Origin of the sequence: Gemella sp. 27098_8_155, from assembly GCF_041433725.1 — a bacterium.
GTDB classification, from domain to species: domain Bacteria; phylum Bacillota; class Bacilli; order Staphylococcales; family Gemellaceae; genus Gemella; species Gemella haemolysans_D.
This window is the reverse complement of the sequence record NZ_JAPWCA010000006.1, coordinates 77,043-95,835: the sequence shown is the minus strand read 5'-3', so window position 1 is coordinate 95,835 and position 18,793 is coordinate 77,043. Positions and strand designations below refer to the sequence as shown.

Sequence of the window (18,793 nt, the reverse complement as noted above, 5' to 3'; positions counted from 1 at the left end):
TTTTTTGCTATTTATTATAATATTTTAGGTATTCTTTACAAAATTGTCTTGCTGTTAATTTCCCGCTTTGTCTATCTGCGTATGAAGAACTAACAAATTTTGAAATTTCGTCAGTATATTCTACTTTTGGTAAAGGTTTCTCAAGGACAGTTTCTCTATTAATAGCGAATGTTGAGAAACAGATTCCAACTAGACGAGTATGTCTAGTTTCATGATTAAATGCACTTAGTTCTGCAAAAATCTCTACACTTCTTGTACCAACTCTAGAAATATAACTATCAATAATTAATGCTTCGTGTCTATGGACAACATCTAAAAATTGATATGTATCAATACTTGCTGTAAAGAAGGGTAGGTGTGTATATCTACGTATTACTAAACCTTGTACATCGTCAAGCCAGTATAGAGTTTGACCGCCGAATAATGTGTCATGTCTGTTCATATGGTTAGGATAGATAGTATGGAAGTTTTCAATCCTAGTATCTTTATAATTCATAACTTCTTGCATGAAAAAGATCTCCTTAAAATTTAATTTTACTAATGTCTAATATAAAATTAGAATACTTATGTAATTGTAACATAAATATAAAGATTTATTAAGTAAGATTGTTTATAATATTATAAAAAAGATATATGATTATAATCTTTACATTTTGTTAAAAAGTATATTATAATAAAAGAAAATACAAATGAGGTGAAGAATAATGAAATATGAAACTATGTTAGAACGTTTTTTAGGATATGTTAATTTCAAATCTAGATCTAATGCGGCTAGTACAACAATCCCGTCTACTCCAGAGCAAAAAGATTTCTTACGTATGTTGAAAGGTCAACTAGAAGAACTAAATCTTAGTGATATAGTTTTAAATGAAGAAAATTGGTTTTTAACTGCGACATTACCAGCTAACACTGATAAGCCTTATGACAAAATAGGTTTTATTTCTCATGTAGATACAGCTGATTTTAATGTAGAAGGAATAAATCCACAAGTTATTGAAAATTATGATGGAGAAGATATAGTTTTAAATAAAGAATTAAATATTGTAATGACTAAAGAAGAGTTCCCTAATTTAAGCAATTATAAAGGTCTTACATTAATCACTACAGATGGTACAACATTACTAGGAGCTGATGATAAAGCAGGAATTACTGAAATAGTAGAAGCTATTAAATACCTAAGTGAACATCCTGAAATAGAACATGGAGATATTCGTATCGCATTCGGTCCAGATGAAGAAATTGGACGTGGTGCTGATCATTTTGATGCAAAAGGATTCGCTACGGATTATGCTTATACTATGGATGGTGGAGTTCTAGGAGAGCTTCAATATGAAAGCTTTAATGCTGCACAAATTACATATAAAATTACAGGAGTAAGTGTACATCCAGGTACTGCAAAAGGAAAAATGAAAAATGCTAATATGATTGCTGCTGAATTAGCTTCATTATTCCCAGAAAAAGAAGTACCTGAGCATACAGAAGGGTATGAAGGATTCTACTTACTACACAATATGCAAGCGAGAATTGAGGAAGCGGAAATGGTTTATATTATCCGTGACCATGATAGAGAGAAATTCCTAGCTCGTAAAAAATTCGCAGAAGAAGTTGCTGCTAAAATTAATGAAAAATATGGTAATGTTGTTGAATATGAATTATATGATCAATATTATAATATGGGTGATGTAATTAAAGAAGATAAACGCTGTGTTGACGTAGCCGAACAGGCAATAAAAAATGTTGGTGTAACACCATTGATAATCCCAATACGTGGAGGAACTGATGGTTCTAAAATTTCTTACATGGGTATTCCAACTCCTAATATTTTCGTTGGGGGAGAAAATTTCCACGGACAATATGAATTCAGTTGCTTAGAACATATGGCAAAAGCGGCTGATACAATAGTGGAGATTGCTAAATTAGCAAAAAAGTAGAAAAAATAACACCGTGGTGTCAAAGATAATTTATGAAACTATATAATATAAACTTGATTATAATAATATTAAGTTCATTGTGAGGAAATTAGTTCAAGAATTAATTTGAAACTTAATAGAAGAGTAGCTCAAAAGCAAGGTTTGTAACGAATCTTGCTTTTGATTTTTTTCACTTAAGGAGTGATGTCTTTTTTATATAAAAGTATTTTGAAATTTGAAAAAAATGATAAAAAAATATGCATTAACTCGCGATATATGGTACAATAGTAATGTATATTAACTAAAAAATTGAAAGAGAGGATGGTTGTAAGATGACTAAAAAAACATTTTATGTTACAACTCCTATTTATTACCCAAGTGGTAACTTACACATAGGACATGCCTACACAACAGTTGCTTGTGATGCATTAACTAGATATAAAAAATTAAGTGGATATGATACATACTTTTTAACAGGTACAGATGAACACGGTCAAAAAATTCAACAAAAAGCTCAAGAAAAAGGAATTTCAGAACAAGCTTATGTGGATGAAATGATTAAAGATATTAAAAAATTATGGAAAGCTATGGATATTAACTATAGTAAGTTTATTCGTACTACAGATGATTATCACGAAAGAGCAGTTGCTGAAATTTTTGATAGATTAGTTGAAAAAGGCGATATTTATTTAGGAGAGTACAAAGGTTGGTATTCTATCAGTGACGAAGAATATTTTACAGAAACACAACTTCAAGAAGTATTCAGAGATGAAGAAGGTAATATGATTGGTGGGATTGCACCAAGTGGAAATGAAGTAAAATTAGTTAGTGAAGAATGTTATTTCTTCAAAATGAGTAAATATGCTGACAGATTAGTTAAATACTATGATGAACATCCTGAATTTATTCTACCTGAAAGTAGAAAAAATGAGATGCTTAACAATTTCATTAAGCCAGGATTGGAAGATTTAGCAGTTACTCGTACAACTTTCGATTGGGGAGTGAAAGTAAAATCTAATCCAAAACACGTTGTATATGTTTGGATTGACGCTTTAGTTAACTATATTACAGCTTTAGGTTATGCAACTGGAGATAGTGAAGAATTATTTAATAAATATTGGCCTGCAGATGTGCAAGTTGTTGGGAAAGAAATCGTACGTTTCCACGTAATTTATTGGCCGATACTTCTAATGGCATTAGATTTACCACTACCTAAGAAAATTTTTGCTCATGGTTGGTTATTAATGAAAGATGGTAAAATGAGTAAATCTAAAGGTAATGTAGTTGATCCCTACATGTTAATAGAACGTTATGGTTTAGATTCAGCTCGTTACTATTTATTACGTGAGGTTCCATTTGGTCAAGACGGTATATTCACTCCTGAAAGTTTTATCGATAGAATTAACTCAGATTTATCAAATGATTTAGGAAACTTATTAAACAGAACTATTTCAATGATTAACAAATACTGTGGTGGAGTTATTCCAAAATTCGTGGAACCAACTACAGAATTCGATAAAGAATTAATAGCTTTATCAAAAGAAGTTATTTCAGAGTATGAAGAATATATGGAAAATATGCAATTCTCTAAAGCTCTAGAATCAGTGTGGAAGTTTATTTCAAGAACTAATAAATATATCGATCAAACAACACCATGGATTTTAGCGAAAGATGAAGCTAATCAACCTGAACTAGATAAGGTGATGAACTATTTAGCAGAAAGCCTGCGTATTGCTACAATTTTAATAGCGCCAGCTTTAACAAAAGCACCTGTTGAAATTGCTAAACAATTAGGTGTTAAAGAAGAATTATTAGTATTCGAATCTGCTAAAACATTTGGAGTATTTGATGGGACGGTTAAAGTTGTAGAAAAACCAACTCCAATTTTCCCGAGATTTGATAAAGAAGTAGAAGTACAGTATATTAAAACTCAAATGTCTCCTAAGGCTTTAGAAAACTTAGAAACTGAATCAAAAGAAGAAAAAGACGATACTTATGTAGAACTTGCTGAAGAAATTACAATCGATAAATTCTTCGAGACTTCTTTAAGGGTTGCAGAAGTATTAGAATGTGAAAAAGTTAAGAAAAGTTCTAAACTATTAAAATTCAAATTAGATTTAGGTAATCATCAAAGACAGATAGTTTCTGGTATTGCTAAATATTATGATCCAGCAGAATTAGTTGGTAAAAAAGTAGCTGTAGTAGCTAACTTAAAACCAGTTAAATTATGTGGTGAATTAAGTGAAGGTATGATACTATCAGCTGAAAAAGACGGTATTTTACGAGTAGTAGAAATTAATTCTGAAATTCCTAATGGAGCAGAAATTAGATAATAGAAAAGAGAATATAGCCAAGTGCTATGTTCTCTTTCTTATTAGAAAATCCACCTTGGTTATTAACCAAGGTGGATTAGTTTGTTATCTAGTTGTTTTCTTTTGAGTGTTTTGGTTTTGGGTATTTTGAGAATTAGTAGTATTTTTATTATCATTACTCTTTTGCTTAGGTGCTTCTCTGTTTGTTTCGATTACACGAACTGGATTAACAGGTACAAAAGATCCATCAGCTACATGATATATTAATCTATTATTTTTAGAAATACCAATACCATTAATATTTAATTGGGCTCCATTACCATAAGTTGATCTAACACTGCTTAGAGACTCATCAGAATAAATATTTTGTGTAGTCAAGAATTTAATTGCTACTGGACGAGAGATAAAGTTTTCAAGTTGATCATTTTTCTTATCTACAGAAACAAATTTTTCATTTGCTGTAATATACTGCCCTTGTAAATTCCCAGATGAAATATGATACATAATGTAACCAGCGGGAGAAACTATCTTATCTACTGTTAGTTTTGTTCCAGGTTCAATTACTTCACCTGGTTCTGACCAAGAAGCTGATTTAAATGCGTGAATTTTTTTATTAACTGTAACTTCACGGTCCACGTCGAATGAGTAAGATGAGAATGTTCCAGCTAATTTCGCAGTTATTTCTTCATCTTGCGCTTCTGAATCTATACGAATAGCGTTGGCTTGTTCTTGTGCTTTAAGAATTTTTTCTTTTTCCTCAGCTTCTTTTTGTTTTTTCAATTCGTCTGTAGTATCGACAGCGCTATTGTTTGTCTCACCGAAACTGATATAGTGCTCCTTAGCAGAAGAAATAAATTTCAGAGTAACTAAGAAACAAATTGATAACAATAATGCTAAGATTATTGAAGTTGCAATTCTAACCTTAATATTTTTTGCTACTTTTTTTATTTTATCATAATTCTCAACTTTATTTCTTAAAATAGATTTAGAAATGAAAGCTTTAATACTTAGAAGAGATACCATGAATATATTTTTAGGTTTGTTGTCAATATATTTAACTTTAAATGCGGTTTCATCTTCATTGACAACTTCTTTTTTGATACTGTGAATTTCCTTTTTAAGCCCATCTAGTTTATATTCAATATCAAGATTTTTTTGAATTTTTTCTATTGCCTTTTTCTCAGTTGTAATATCTTGTAGAATAACTTGTCTTTGAGAATTTAAAACATTAAGTCTTTTTTCTTCTAGCATTATTTTCTCTTTATCAGCTTTTCTATTTTTTAGAGTAGAGATAGTAAGTTTCTTTTCTTCTATTTTATCTTCTAGAGAAATTAATGAAGTTTGTAATGATAGAAGAGTATTTTCGTGCTCTCTCTTCTCATTTTCTTTTTGTAATAGTTCTAATTTTTTCTTATCTTCTGATAACTTAAATTCTTTTTCTTTTCGTCTAAATTCTCTTTTTCTTTTTTCTTCTTGTTCTTTTTCGATACGTTCTTTTTCAAGGCGATCTTTTTCTCTTTGTTCAGCTTTTTCTTTTTCGATACGTTGACGTTCTAATTCTTTTTCACGAGCGATTCGTTCTTTTTCAAGACGTTCTTGTTCACGTTTTTCCGCTTTTTCTTTTTCGATGCGTTGACGTTCCAGTTCTTTTTCACGAGCGATTCGTTCTTTTTCAAGACGTTCTTGTTCACGTTTTTCCGCTTTTTCTTTTTCAATGCGTTGACGCTCTAATTCTTTTTCTCGAGCAATACGTTCTTTTTCAAGTCTTTCTCTTTCAGCACGAGCAAGTTCGTTTTTCTTCTTCTCTTCTTCTATCTTACGTTGTTGCTCTTCAAATTGTTTTTTAGCTTTTTCTAGCTCTAAAGCACGTTTTTTTAACTCTTGTTCTTGTTTTTTTACTTCTTTTTCTTTTTCTCGAAGTTCTTTTTCAATTGCAGATTCATCAATATGAGAATCTGTCTTTTCGTTATCCTTAGATTCATTATTTTTAAAATTAAGAGTTTTCACTTGGTTTTTTAAACGACCAAAAAAAGATGTAGAGTTATCTTTTTCTTCAGTCGTGTCTGTAGTATCATTTTTAACTACTATATCTTTTTCTTCTTTTGACATAAAAATAATCCTTTCAAACAATATTCCATTCTATTATATCATAAAATAATAACAAAACTACATAAAAAACGCTTAAAATCATATTAAATTATGTAAAAAACTTTTAACTCTAATTGAAATATGTTATCATTAGTTGTAGATAGTTTTATCAATATAAATTATATTAAAAAGAGGTATTAATTATGAAGAAAACAATAAGCTTTAAAGGAACACCAGTTACTATTGAAGATAAGTTAAATTTAGGTGATGTTTTCCCAAATTTTAGAGCTGTTACTAAAACATTATCAGAGTTTGAATTATCAGATTATAAAGGGAAAAAAGTAATTGTCAACACATTCCCATCAGTAGACACAGGAGTATGTGCTTTACAAACTATTAACTTTAATAAAGCAGTAGGTGATTTAGCTGATACAGTAGTTATTACAGTATCAAAAGACTTACCATTTGCATTAGGAAGATTCTGTGCTGATAAAGAAATTAATAATGCAATTACTGTTTCTGATTATAAATATCGTGATTTTGAAACTAACAATGGATTATTAATTGAAGAATTAGGTTTATTATCTCGTGCTGTATTCGTCCTTGATGAGGAAGGAGTTATTCGCTATAAAGAAGTGTTAGAGGAAGTCGGTGAAGAGCCAGACTACAACAATGCTCTAGATGCACTGAAGAAATTATAGTGAGGTAATAGATGACAGAATTAAAATATATAAACAAAGAAGAAAATAAAAATTTACAGATTAAAGATTTAATTACTTTAGGGCTTTATACTATTTTATTAATTCTTGTAATGGCTGTGGGAATTGGAATTTCAACACTTTTAACATCATTAATATTTGGTGGAAAAGTCTATTTTGCTACTTATACTTCTATTACGGCTGCCCTAGTTTGTGGAAGTGTGTATAGTTTAATTTTTAATAAAATTAATAAAAATATGGCAATATTTATTATGATAGCAATTATTGGTATTTTTATGACTGTATCTGGTCACTCTGTAGTAGGTGGAGTTGTTCTAATTGGAGCGGCAGTTTTAGCGGAGATTGCATTCAGATATGGAAATGAATATTTATCATATTTATTCTTTAATTTAGGAAATATTGGATTAATATTACCAATGTTTTTTATGAAAGATGCATATGTAAAACATCTTCAAAATAGAAATTATTCTCAAGAAAAAATTAACTTAGTTATGAGTTCTACTGATATGAAAACATTTATTTTTATAGTTATCTTCACAATAATTTTCTCAATTATTGGAACTTATCTTGGAAGAAAATTATATTTCAAGAATTTCAATAAAGCAGGTATATAGTATGTTGAAGTTAGATATAAGAACTAAGATTTTTATATTGATCATTGCTAATATTTTAATGTTTAAAATGATGTCAATTAGCACACATTTATTTATTGCACTTTGTTTTTCAATATACTTAGGAATAAGTTCTAACTTTAAAAGAATGATTAGATTTTTCGGGATATATCTTTTCTTAACAGCTTATGAAGTATTCTTTGCTCATACAGTAACACTTCAAGTTCTTGACAGTTTCTTACTACTAACAGCTCTAATGTTTAAAACTTTATATTTCCCACTATGTGCGGGTATGGCGTTGGTTAGTAGTTCAAAAGTATCTGAATTGATATGTTTTTTAAGAAACATCAGATTGCCAAAGAAAATGATAATAGTTCTTGCAGTTTTATATAGATTTTTTCCTGTTTTACTTACAGATTACAAACAAATAAAGAATTCATTAAAAATGAAGGGGATTGGAGTAAGTAGAGGTTACTACTTACTTCATCCATTTAAATTTTTCGAATATATATTTGTTCCTTATGTAATTATAAGTACAAATATTGCTAATGAACTTTCTGTTTCGTGTTTGTGCCGTGGTATAGATAATGAAGAAAAACCAACTAGTTATATTGAATTAAAGTTTAACAAACTCGATTATTTGGTTATGGTAGCTGTTACTATAATTTTTTGTTTTATTATGTTTATGAGGTGATAAGTTGATAACATTTAAAAATTTTAATTACAAATATGTTGAATCTAAAAAATTAAATATTGAAGATTTGTCACTAGAAATCAAAAAAGGTGAATGTATTTTATTTACGGGAGCAAGTGGCTGTGGAAAAACAACAATTATGAGGGTTTTAAATGGTCTAGCTCCTGAATTTTTTGATGGTGGTTTTAGTGGAGAATTTAAAGTTGTACATCTAAGTATAGGAGATAGACTAAAAGATTTTTCTAAGGTTGTAGGAAGTGTATTCCAAAATCCTAAGAATCAGTTTTTCAATTTAGACTCTACTAGTGAACTTGCTTTTAGTATGGAAAATTATGGTTACTCTAAACCTCAAATTCAAAATAGAATTGATGAGGTAGTAAATGAGTTTTCTGCAGATTATCTACTAGATAGAAATGTCTTAGAATTAAGCGGTGGTGAAAAGCAAAAACTAGCTTTTATGGCTAGTATGATGCTAGATGCCGATGTATATGTTCTTGATGAAATTACTAGTAATCTAGATTTAAAATCTATAAAACTTATATCTTCAATAATAGAAACATTGAAGAATAAAGGGAAGACAATAATTGTAGCTGAACATAGAATCTATTACTTAAAAGATTTAATCGATAGAATGTATATCATTAAAGATGGCAAGCTGGTGCATGAAGTTACAAAAGAACAGCTTTCCGACTTTGATAGTAGAGCGTGTCAAACTAGACAAATAGATTTATCAAAAGTAGAACTTGGTAAGAAAGAACCTAGAAAGAATAAAGAGCATTATTTAAATATTGAGCAACTAGATTATAAAGTCCATACTCATCAAGTTTATTTAAAAAATGAGAGTTTTTCTTCTTCAAGAATTTATTCTATAATCGGTGCTAACGGATGTGGGAAAACTACTTTTGCTAATGCTCTAAGTGGACTACATAAATCTAAACATAAAGTTATACTTAATGGAAAAAATCTTAATAAAAAAGATTTAATAAGAAGTACATTTCAAGTAATGCAAGATGTAAATTATCAACTATTTACGAATCTTGTTGAGAAGGAGATAAAGTTAGGTAGTGATAATTTAGAGTTATTTGATGAAGTAGTAGATAAATTAAATATTAGGAAATTTTTAAATCGTCATCCTAATACACTATCTGGTGGAGAAAAACAAAGGGTAGCAATAGCTTCTGCATTATTATCTAATAAAAAAATCCTAGTATTTGATGAACCAACAAGTGGACTAGATTATGTAAATATGTTAGAATTAAGCAATTTAATCGAGCAAATAGCTAAAAACGATGTAGTGATATTTATAATTACACATGACTATGAGTTTTTATGTCAAGTTTCTGATGAAGTTCTTTTCTTTGATAAACAAGGGATAAAAGAACGTATAGAAGTAAATGAGAATAATAAAAATAAAATATTAGAAAAGATGAGTTAATGTACATAGTATGTTAACTCTTTTTTTGTCTCACATCATTTACAAATGTACGATGTTAACTCTATTTTCGACTCAAATGATTTGTTAATTTACTGTTATCATGATAAAATATATAGGTTATAGAAAAATGAAGATAGGAGGGAATTTATGTCATACGCTTCAGATATGAAAAAAGAGTTAACTTTAATAGAGATAACAAAAGACAGAGAATTTTTATCTGAGTTATCTGCTCTTATAAAAATGAACGGTGTATTAAATATATCGAATGGTAGGTTAAGTTTAAGTTTTCAAACTGAGAATGCCTCAATTGCACGAAGAATGTTTTCTTTAATTAAGTATTTTTATGATGTACATGTGAATATTTCTGTACGAAAAAAATTAAAATTAAAGAAAAATAATGTTTATATTTGTCGTTTAGATCAGAATGTTAAAGAAATACTTACAGATCTTTATATTCTAGATGATAATTACACAATGAGAATAGATATTGCTAAAGAATTAATAGATACGGATGAGAAAAAGCGAGCGTATTTACGTGGTGCATTTTTAGCTGGTGGTTCGATAAATAACCCTCGTACATCTAGTTATCATATGGAGATTTTCTCATCTTATGAGGAACATAATAGAGAATTAAATGAACTATTAAATAGTTATAAATTGAATGCAAGAAGCCTTGAAAGAAAAAAAGGATTCATTGTTTATATTAAGGAATCTGAGAAAATAGCTGAGTTTATTAATTTAGTAGGAGCTTTTCAAGCTTTATTCCAATTTGAAGATGAAAGAATTGTTAGAGATATAAATAACTCTGTAAATAGGATGCAAAATTGCGACATGGCGAATATGAATAAGACTGTTAACGCCTCTGCGAAGCAGGTTGAGGATATTAATATAATTGAGGAAAGAATAGGGTTGGATAATATCGATGAGAAACTGCGAGTCGTTGCTGAAGCAAGACTTAAGTATCCGGAGTATCCATTAAAAGAAATAGCAGAAATGATTGAAGATGGAAAATTGTCGAAATCGGGTCTTAATCATAGATTTAGAAAGATAGCGAAAATAGCTAAAGAATTAAGAGAAGGAACATATCAAGAAAAATAAAGAGAAAGGATAAAAAATGATGAGTAAGTGGGATGAACAAATTCTAGTTGTAAATAGAAAAGAATTATTTAATAATGAGGAAAATCATTTCTATGGTTTTATAGAAAAAAATGATGATAAGACAAAAAAAATTATTGATACATTCGAATCATATGAAGTAAAACGTCGAGGAGATATGGAGGAAGATCCAAGTTATAAACAATTAATCGGGTACGTACTATTAAAAGATTCGAATACTAATGAAGTATTAGTATATAAACGCCTAGTAGGTGGAGGTGAAGCAAGACTTCACGGTAAAGCTTCTGTTGGTATTGGTGGACATATGAACGAGGTTGAAGGAAAAACAATTTTTGAAATGTTAAAAATCAACGCTGCTAGAGAGTTGAATGAAGAAGTGGGAGTTTCTGAAGAAGAGGCATTAAACAATCTACACTTTATAGGGTTGATAAATGATGATAAAACAGAAGTAGGTCAAGTCCATGTAGGTGTTGTCTATGAGTGTAAAGTTGATAAAACTAAAGTGGAAGCAAAAGAAGATGATACACTTGTTATCAAGTGGATGTCAGCAGAAGAAGCAAAATCAGAAGAAAACTATGAGACTTGGTCAGAATTTTTAAAACCAATTTTCTAAAAAAGAGTAACAAATAATGTAATAAAATTCTAGTACTAGATTAACTATATAGGAGCGACTTTACTAAATGATTTGTATGAAATCGTGAGTTTAGTTGCTTCATTTATTTTTTTAGGAATTTTTGAAAAAATGTAATAAAATCTAACGTAATCTTGAAAAAAATTAAAATAAAGTGTAATATTAATATATGAAATACTAATATTTTTGTAAATTTACATTGAAAATTTTCAAAAAGTTAGAATTAATAAAGTGTACTTTCTAAATATAAGGTTAATAACAACATGTTAGAAAATATAACAAATATAGAAAGGATGATTATATGTTTAATATAAAAATGGATATGATACAAACAGTAGGATTGGCTGTTGTAATATTAATTATAGGAAGATTTCTGAGAAGTAGAATTAAATTCTTTGAAACATACTGTATTCCATCACCAGTTATTGGAGGATTCTTGTTTGCGATATTAAACCTAGTCCTAAGACAAACAAACTTAGTAATATTTGAGTTTGATAATACTTTACAAAGTTTCTTTATGACAGTGTTTTTTACAAGTATAGGATTTAATGCAAGTTGGAGATTACTAAAAGTTGGTGGAAGAAAAGTTGTTATGTTTTTATTAATGGCTATAATTTTAGTAGTTCTTCAAAATATCGTAGCGGTAGGAATCGGATATGCAACTGGAATAGATCCGCTAATAGCCCTATTAACAGGTTCAACTGCAATGACAGGTGGACATGGTACTGCGGCTGCGATGGCACCGATCGTTGAGGAATTGGGCCACACAGGTGCTAAGAGTGTTGCGATTGCGGCAGCAACTTTTGGTCTAATCGCAGGATCTAGTCTTGGAGGACCATTAGCTAACAGATTAATTAATGGTAAAAAGTTAAAAGTAGTTGCTGAAAAAGTTGAAAACGAAAAAGTACATAACGATGAATTTTTATTCAATAATGATGTTAAGAAATTAGATGGTGAAAATTTCGCGAAAGCATTTTTCTTAATTTTATTATCAATGTTTATCGGTAGTTATGTATCTACATTCTTAAATCAGTTTTTAAACTTTCCGAACTACATTGGACCAATGATTGTAGCGGCAATTTTAAGAAATGTAACGGACCATACAAGTAAGTTTGATTTACACTATGAAGAAATTCATATTTTAGAGGATGTTTCATTAAATCTATTCTTAGGAATGGCTATGATAAGTTTAAAACTATGGGAACTAAGTAGTGTCGCAGGGCAACTTGCTGCTTTATTATTAGCTCAAGCAGTATTGGCATGGGTATTTATCTACTTCGTTACATTTAGAGTAATGGGTGGAAATTATGATGCTGCTGTATTATCTGCAGGGCACGTTGGATTTGGACTTGGAGCAACACCAAATGGTATTGCGAATATGCAAAGTGTTTGTGATAAATATAAACACTCGCACATAGCCTTCTTCGTTATGCCAATAGTAGGGGCATTATTCATTGACTTCTTTAATGTTGCTATTATAAGTGGATTTTTCTCATTTTTATCTAGATAGAAATAAAAAAAGTTTGATTAGCAATTTGAGTGCTAATCAAACTTTTTTATAACTTTTACTTGATGAAAATAATAATGTATAATATAATTATTAGAAAGTTTAAATAGATTTTGTAATCATTTGAGGAGAATAGAAGTGAAACAAAAAAAATATACAATAAGAAATATTTCTGTTGGAATATTAAGTATTTTTATAAGTACGGGTAGTTTAAAAGTTGGAACAGCTAAGGCGCTGATGGATACTGATAATAAAGTTATTGTTGATGAAAATGGAGTTAGACCGGTTGTTGAACCAATACCATCAGAAAATAAAACTCCGGTTAAGCAAACTGATAAACCAGTTAGAAAACCGCTAGAGAAGACAGAAGATAAATTAGCGGGAAAACCGGTAAGAAAACCACCGGTAAAACAAACGGAAAAGCCAATAGGAAAGCCTGTAAATAAACCATCTGATAAACCAGACAGAAAACCGTTGGTAGAACCGAAAGAAGATAAAACTCCAGTAAAAAAAGATGATGATAATAAGTTCCCAGTAATGTCGGATAAAGAAAAATATCATGATGTAAACAATTCTCCTAATAAAGATTTGTTATTTGCAAATTTATCAGGTCATGATATTAAAGTAGAATATAAAAAAGGTAGTATTTCTGCAGATAAGTTACATGTTGAATCTTTAAATGATAATAAGTTAAATAAATCTATTAGAAACAAGTTAGGTAATGATTATAAAATTATAGAGACGTTCGAAATCCATTTTGAAAAAGATGATAAAAAGGTAGATAGTAATGAGGAACGAACGGTAAAAATAATAATAACTAAGAAGGATAATACTGAATTAGAAGTTTATCACATTCCGAATGATAACTCTCTTGAAAAAGTTAATAGTAAATATTCAGATGGGGAACTACAGTTTAATATTAATCATTTTAGTAAATTTACGATTGTAGAACGAATAAAAATTGGTACAAAAAATCTTGAAGAAAGAGCACGGGTGGTTATCCCCGAAACAACTGTAGATGTTAAGAAGGAAGAATTACCAGAAACATTAACTAAAAAAATAAATAATGTGAATGAAATCTCTTCGCTACCGAAAACTGGTATAAAAACTGTAGCTTTAGAAGTAGTTGGAGTTATGCTAATCTTGGCTGCAATATTAATAAGAAGAGGGCAAAAGAAAAATTAAAACATATAAAGAGTAACGATTTAGAAATAAATTGTTACTCTTTATTTTTAATTTTATGTATTATATATTTTTTAGTTTATAGCTGAATTAATCGTAAAGATTCCTATTTACAAACTCTAAACACTATGATATAATAAAACGGAATTATTTCGAATTAAATGATTGAGGAGAATATATATGAATAAAAAGAATATTATTACTAGTGCCTGTGGTTCACTTGTAATCGGACTATCAGCCTTTGCTGGTTATGAATACGGAAGACAACAAGCATATGAAACAACACCTCTAGTACAAAATACAGCACAAGCAAAGAAAATCAATTACTCAGACAAAGTTAGTTCAGTCGTGGTTAGTGAAATCACTGACGATGGATATGTGACACTTCACGGTGATCATAGCCACTATGAGAAAGGATTAGTACCTTATAACGCTAAAATTCTTGATTCACTAGTTTATAAAAATAAAGATTATAAATTAAAAGATGAAGACATTCAATATGAACTTGCAGAAGGTTACGTTATAAAAGTTAACGGTAAATATTACTACTATCCTAAAGAAGGAATAAACCAAAGTAATATTGTCGATGAAAAAACTGCTAAAGAAATCTCAGCTCATGCACATCACCATCATCATGGAGAAGCTAATGAATCTAAAGAGAGCGGAGATCACTATACATTTAACCCTAAAGATATCGTAAGTGAAACTGCAGATGGTTATGTAGTCCGTCATGGCGATCATTTCCACTATATTAAGAAAAGCGAGCTATCAAGTTCTCAATTATCACAAGCAAGCAAAGTAGAAACTAATAGTTCGTTACCTGCAGCAACTGCAGGAATAACAACTCCAACAAGTGATGGATATATATTTAAAGGTGAGAATGACATCATAGGAAAAAATAGTTTTGGATTTATAGTTAAACACGGTAGTCACCAACACATAATACCTTATTCTCAACTAGTAGGTACAAAATGGGAATACTTAGTAAATAACACTGGAACTCCAGCAGCTACTACAAATACAACGGTTGTGAATATTCCAAAAAATAATACAACAAGTAACGAAAAACAAGAGCTACATAAAGATTCATCAAGTACAGAAGATAATTATAAATTTAATCCTAAAGATATTGTTAGTGAAGATGAAAATGGTTATACAGTACGTCATGGAGATCACTTCCACTACATTCCTAAAAACAAAGTAGAAAAACCTGTTGAGGTAGTTAAACCAACTCCAGTTGTTCCTACACCTTCTTTACCTGAAGTGAATAAAGTAGAAAAACCAGTGGAGAATGTTAAACCGTCTCCAGTTATCCCCACTCCTTCTTTACCTGAAGTGAATAAAGTGGAAAAACCAGTGGAGAATGTTAAACCTTCTCCAGTTATTCCTGCGCCTTCTTTACCTGAAGTAAATAAAGAAGAAAATAAAAAAGATAACGTTACAGAGGTAAAACCTAGCGTTTTATCATTTGCAGGAGTACAATATGAAACTAGTGATGGGTTTAAATTATCTGATGATAGTGTAATCACGCCTACTTCAACAGGGTTTCTTGTAGCTCATAGTGGTCATCAACACTTTGTATTTTATAAACAATTGGTTAATTCTCAGTGGGAAAAACTTATTCCTTATCAATATCTGAATAAGGCTAAAGAAGAGTATGCAGAATTGGAAAAAGAAGTTAATGATAAAATTAATTATCTTTCTCAAAAAAATAACATAGGAAAAGATAAATTTAGCTATGTTATTACTCCAAGTGGGGATGCAATTTCTTACGATGGAAAAACGGAGTTGTTAAAAGATATAAATGTCAAAGAAAATACGGAGAAAAATAATTCGAATAGTAAAGATAAAGTAGAAAGTAATAATTCAGCTAATAATACTTCTACTGATAAAACGGAAGCAGCGAATAATTCTTCAGAAGGAAATGACAACCATAGAGAAGAGCAAAATAATGCTGAAGAAAAAGAAATTGAAGAAAAAATTGACTATGTTGCTAAACAACTAAATATAGATAAAAGTTCTATAAAATTAATTGAAACAGCAGAAGGGAAAGCATTGGTGTATCCACATGGAGATCATAGCCACACTATATTAGTTAAAGATATAGACACATCTAAACCTCTAGCAGATCCACATAATAATTCAGGAGCTGAGACGCTGAAAAAATTAGGATTTGATGATGATATTATACATGATATTCAACATGCTTCTGCAGATACTGATTTTCCTGCACATGAATCAAATGTAGAAAAAATGAAAGAGTGGTTAAAAACTGTTAAGTACTTGAATATTGGTCAAAACAAAGATCCACTTAAACGAAGTGGTTTAGAACTTATGCCAAATATAGAAGTTCTTGGAATAGGATATACACCTATCGATGATATTACCCCTGTTTATAAATTTAAAAAATTAAAACAATTATACGTATCAAGAACGGGTATTAAAGATTATTCATTTATAAAAAATATACCAACATTAGAAGGAATTGATTTTTCTGAAAATGATATTCAGGATATTTCGTTTTTAAAAGATTATCCAAACTTAAAACTAATTTCTGCAGCAGGAAATAACATTGAAAATATCAATGTATTAAAAAATCTTACTAATTTAGAGTCGTTAAATTTAGACAATAATAAAATTAAGGATATATCGGCTCTAAAAGATTTAAATCATCTAAAAGCAGTTAGTCTTGAAAATAATAACATTACAAAATTAGATGCATTAAGTAATAAAAATGAATTAGAGCGTTTATTCTTATCTAATAACAGCGGTTTAGAGTTAGCAACTCTTAAAAATGATAGTTTAGAGCAATTAACGGTAAATAATACTAATATTAGAGATTTAAGTGTAGTATCTAATTTACCTAAATTGAAAAAAATAGTGGCAAATGATAATAAAATAACAACATTATCTCATTTGAAAAATGCTAAAATTTTAGAAAGTGTAGAAGTTAACAATAATAAAATTGACAGTTTAGATTTTGAGAACAAAACAATTACTAGTCTAGAAATCAAAAATAATAAACTAGAGGATATCAATAACGTTCATAAATTATCTGCACTTGAGAATTTGGATGCTAGTGGTAATAAGATTAGTGAATTCCCAACTAATAAACAAGATAAACTGATTAATTTAACAGTTAGCAATAATGTTATTAGAACAATGGAAAATGTTAATAATCTTACAGCTCTAAAATATTTAACAATGGCAAATAATTATGTAGAAACATTAACTTTAAAAGAAAAAAACAAAACGCTAGAATATTTAGATATAAGTCATAATATAGTTTCAAAAGAAGAGTTAGAGATTCCTAGTGGTGAAAATATTCCAAAAGGAATAGTGAGTAACTTTGAAAAAGTCGAAAGTGGAGATATAAAAGAGAATTATACTTTAACTGCTGATTATATTACAGAACAAGCAGAAAAACTTCAAGAAGAAATATTGAAACTAAAAGATGAGAAAAAATTATCGTCAGAAGTTGCTGATGAATTAAAACAAAAAGCGCGTATTATTTATCTTGATATGTCTTACAGTGTAGATCAAAGTAGAAATAAACAAATTGAATTAGAAAAACAATTGAACGAAATAAGAAAACAAGTTAAAGATAATTTAGTAACACCAACTACTGAGATAGCTAACAAAGAAGATTCAGTTGTAGAACACTCAAATACTGAAGCGGAACACACTTCAGAAGCTCACAATCATAATGAAGCTGAAGAACATGATTTTGTATTCGATGTAAACAATATAGTTAGTGAAGAAGGGGATGGCTATATTGTAAAACATGGAGATCATAATCACTTTATCAAAAAATCAGAATTATCAGCTAAGCAATTAGAAGAAGCAAAAGAATTTTTAGTTAAGAAAGCAGAAACTACAACGACTATAGATAAAGCAACATTAGAGAGTAAGAAGAATTATATTGCTCTATTCTACGGATTAAATGCTAGTGATATTTCAGTTGATAATAATGCGTTAGTCTTTAATTATAACGGTTCTGTTAAGCGTCTTTTACTCAATGATATAACTGTTCCGGCGATGAGTTCAGACTTAGAAGGGGATTTTGAAAAAGAAATATCTGCTTTAGCAAGTAGTATGAATACAACTGTTGAACATATTCAAGTACAAGATGGACAAATGATAGTAAATCATGGGGATCACAATCACTATTATCCAATTAAGAGTCCTGGATGGAGAACATATAATCAAAATAAAATACCTTATATAGATATACCAAAAGTAAGTGGTAATATTGATGAAGCGGTTGTAAACAGTAGATTAACAGAATTAGAAAACAAAGCACAGACTGTACTGGCTAATAATCCAGCTAAATTAAGAAAAGTGTTAAGTTGGCTTAATAATTTCAGAGATGTTAGTTTAGCGTGGCATGTAACAGGAACAGATGGATATTTACAAGCTCTAGATAAATTTGAAAAAACTCAAATAGATATATAACTCTATATTACATAAATTAAAAGTAGTGGATTGAAAAGAGAGGATCTTTCTTCACTACTTTTAATGTGTTAAGCTATTAAAAGATTCCAAGAGGATTTTTATATAAACCTCTTGGAATTTTTTTAGTTTAAAA

General features: G+C 29.4%; 13 protein-coding genes. 11 read left to right on the top strand and 2 right to left on the bottom strand.

The annotated features are described in order from the left end of the window. Window positions 1-7: 7 nt before the first annotated feature. Complete coding sequence (locus O5Y44_RS04290; RefSeq protein WP_271987522.1) at window positions 8-508, bottom strand: acyl-CoA thioesterase; 501 nt, start codon at window positions 506-508, stop codon at window positions 8-10. A gap of 196 nt (window positions 509-704) precedes the next feature. Between O5Y44_RS04290 and pepT the strand changes: the two genes are divergently transcribed. After that, window positions 705-1,931, top strand: coding sequence for a peptidase T (gene pepT / locus O5Y44_RS04285; RefSeq protein ID WP_271987523.1), 1,227 nt, complete (start codon window positions 705-707; stop codon window positions 1,929-1,931). A 311-nt stretch (window positions 1,932-2,242) separates the two neighbouring features. Continuing rightward, complete coding sequence (gene metG / locus O5Y44_RS04280) at window positions 2,243-4,243, top strand: methionine--tRNA ligase (RefSeq protein WP_271987524.1); 2,001 nt, start codon at window positions 2,243-2,245, stop codon at window positions 4,241-4,243. A gap of 84 nt (window positions 4,244-4,327) precedes the next feature. Here the strand turns inward: metG and O5Y44_RS04275 are convergent, their stop codons facing one another. Further along, window positions 4,328-6,331: a DUF5776 domain-containing protein gene (locus tag O5Y44_RS04275; RefSeq protein ID WP_271987525.1), complete on the bottom strand. Its 2,004-nt coding sequence runs from the start codon at window positions 6,329-6,331 to the stop codon at window positions 4,328-4,330. A 182-nt stretch (window positions 6,332-6,513) separates the two neighbouring features. Between O5Y44_RS04275 and tpx the strand changes: the two genes are divergently transcribed. The 9 genes from tpx to O5Y44_RS04230 all read left to right on the top strand — a co-directional run bounded on the left by tpx (window position 6,514) and on the right by O5Y44_RS04230 (window position 18,660). Then, the gene (tpx, locus tag O5Y44_RS04270; RefSeq protein ID WP_271965722.1) at window positions 6,514-7,011 is read left to right on the top strand and encodes a thiol peroxidase; all 498 of its coding nucleotides are present in this window, start codon (window positions 6,514-6,516) and stop codon (window positions 7,009-7,011) included. Window positions 7,012-7,022: 11 nt separating this feature from the next. Continuing rightward, window positions 7,023-7,643: an MptD family putative ECF transporter S component gene (locus tag O5Y44_RS04265; protein ID WP_102170443.1), complete on the top strand. Its 621-nt coding sequence runs from the start codon at window positions 7,023-7,025 to the stop codon at window positions 7,641-7,643. Between the two features lies 1 nt (window position 7,644). Next, on the top strand, window positions 7,645-8,334 hold the full coding sequence (locus O5Y44_RS04260; protein WP_271987526.1) for an energy-coupling factor transporter transmembrane component T: 690 nt from the start codon (window positions 7,645-7,647) through the stop codon (window positions 8,332-8,334). A 4-nt stretch (window positions 8,335-8,338) separates the two neighbouring features. Then, complete coding sequence (locus tag O5Y44_RS04255; RefSeq protein WP_271987527.1) at window positions 8,339-9,769, top strand: ABC transporter ATP-binding protein; 1,431 nt, start codon at window positions 8,339-8,341, stop codon at window positions 9,767-9,769. A gap of 147 nt (window positions 9,770-9,916) precedes the next feature. Next, a complete protein-coding gene (whiA, locus tag O5Y44_RS04250; protein WP_271987528.1) occupies window positions 9,917-10,867 on the top strand; it encodes a DNA-binding protein WhiA in 951 nt (316 codons plus the stop codon). 19 nt (window positions 10,868-10,886) lie between these two features. Further along, the gene (locus O5Y44_RS04245; RefSeq protein ID WP_271987531.1) at window positions 10,887-11,498 is read left to right on the top strand and encodes an NUDIX domain-containing protein; all 612 of its coding nucleotides are present in this window, start codon (window positions 10,887-10,889) and stop codon (window positions 11,496-11,498) included. Window positions 11,499-11,817: 319 nt separating this feature from the next. Beyond that, window positions 11,818-13,026, top strand: coding sequence for a sodium/glutamate symporter (gene gltS / locus O5Y44_RS04240; RefSeq protein WP_271966107.1), 1,209 nt, complete (start codon window positions 11,818-11,820; stop codon window positions 13,024-13,026). A gap of 135 nt (window positions 13,027-13,161) precedes the next feature. Then, window positions 13,162-14,208, top strand: a complete 1,047-nt coding sequence (locus O5Y44_RS04235) for an LPXTG cell wall anchor domain-containing protein (protein ID WP_271987529.1) — start codon at window positions 13,162-13,164, stop codon at window positions 14,206-14,208. A 177-nt stretch (window positions 14,209-14,385) separates the two neighbouring features. After that, complete coding sequence (locus tag O5Y44_RS04230; protein WP_371465601.1) at window positions 14,386-18,660, top strand: pneumococcal-type histidine triad protein; 4,275 nt, start codon at window positions 14,386-14,388, stop codon at window positions 18,658-18,660. Window positions 18,661-18,793: the final 133 nt, after the last annotated feature.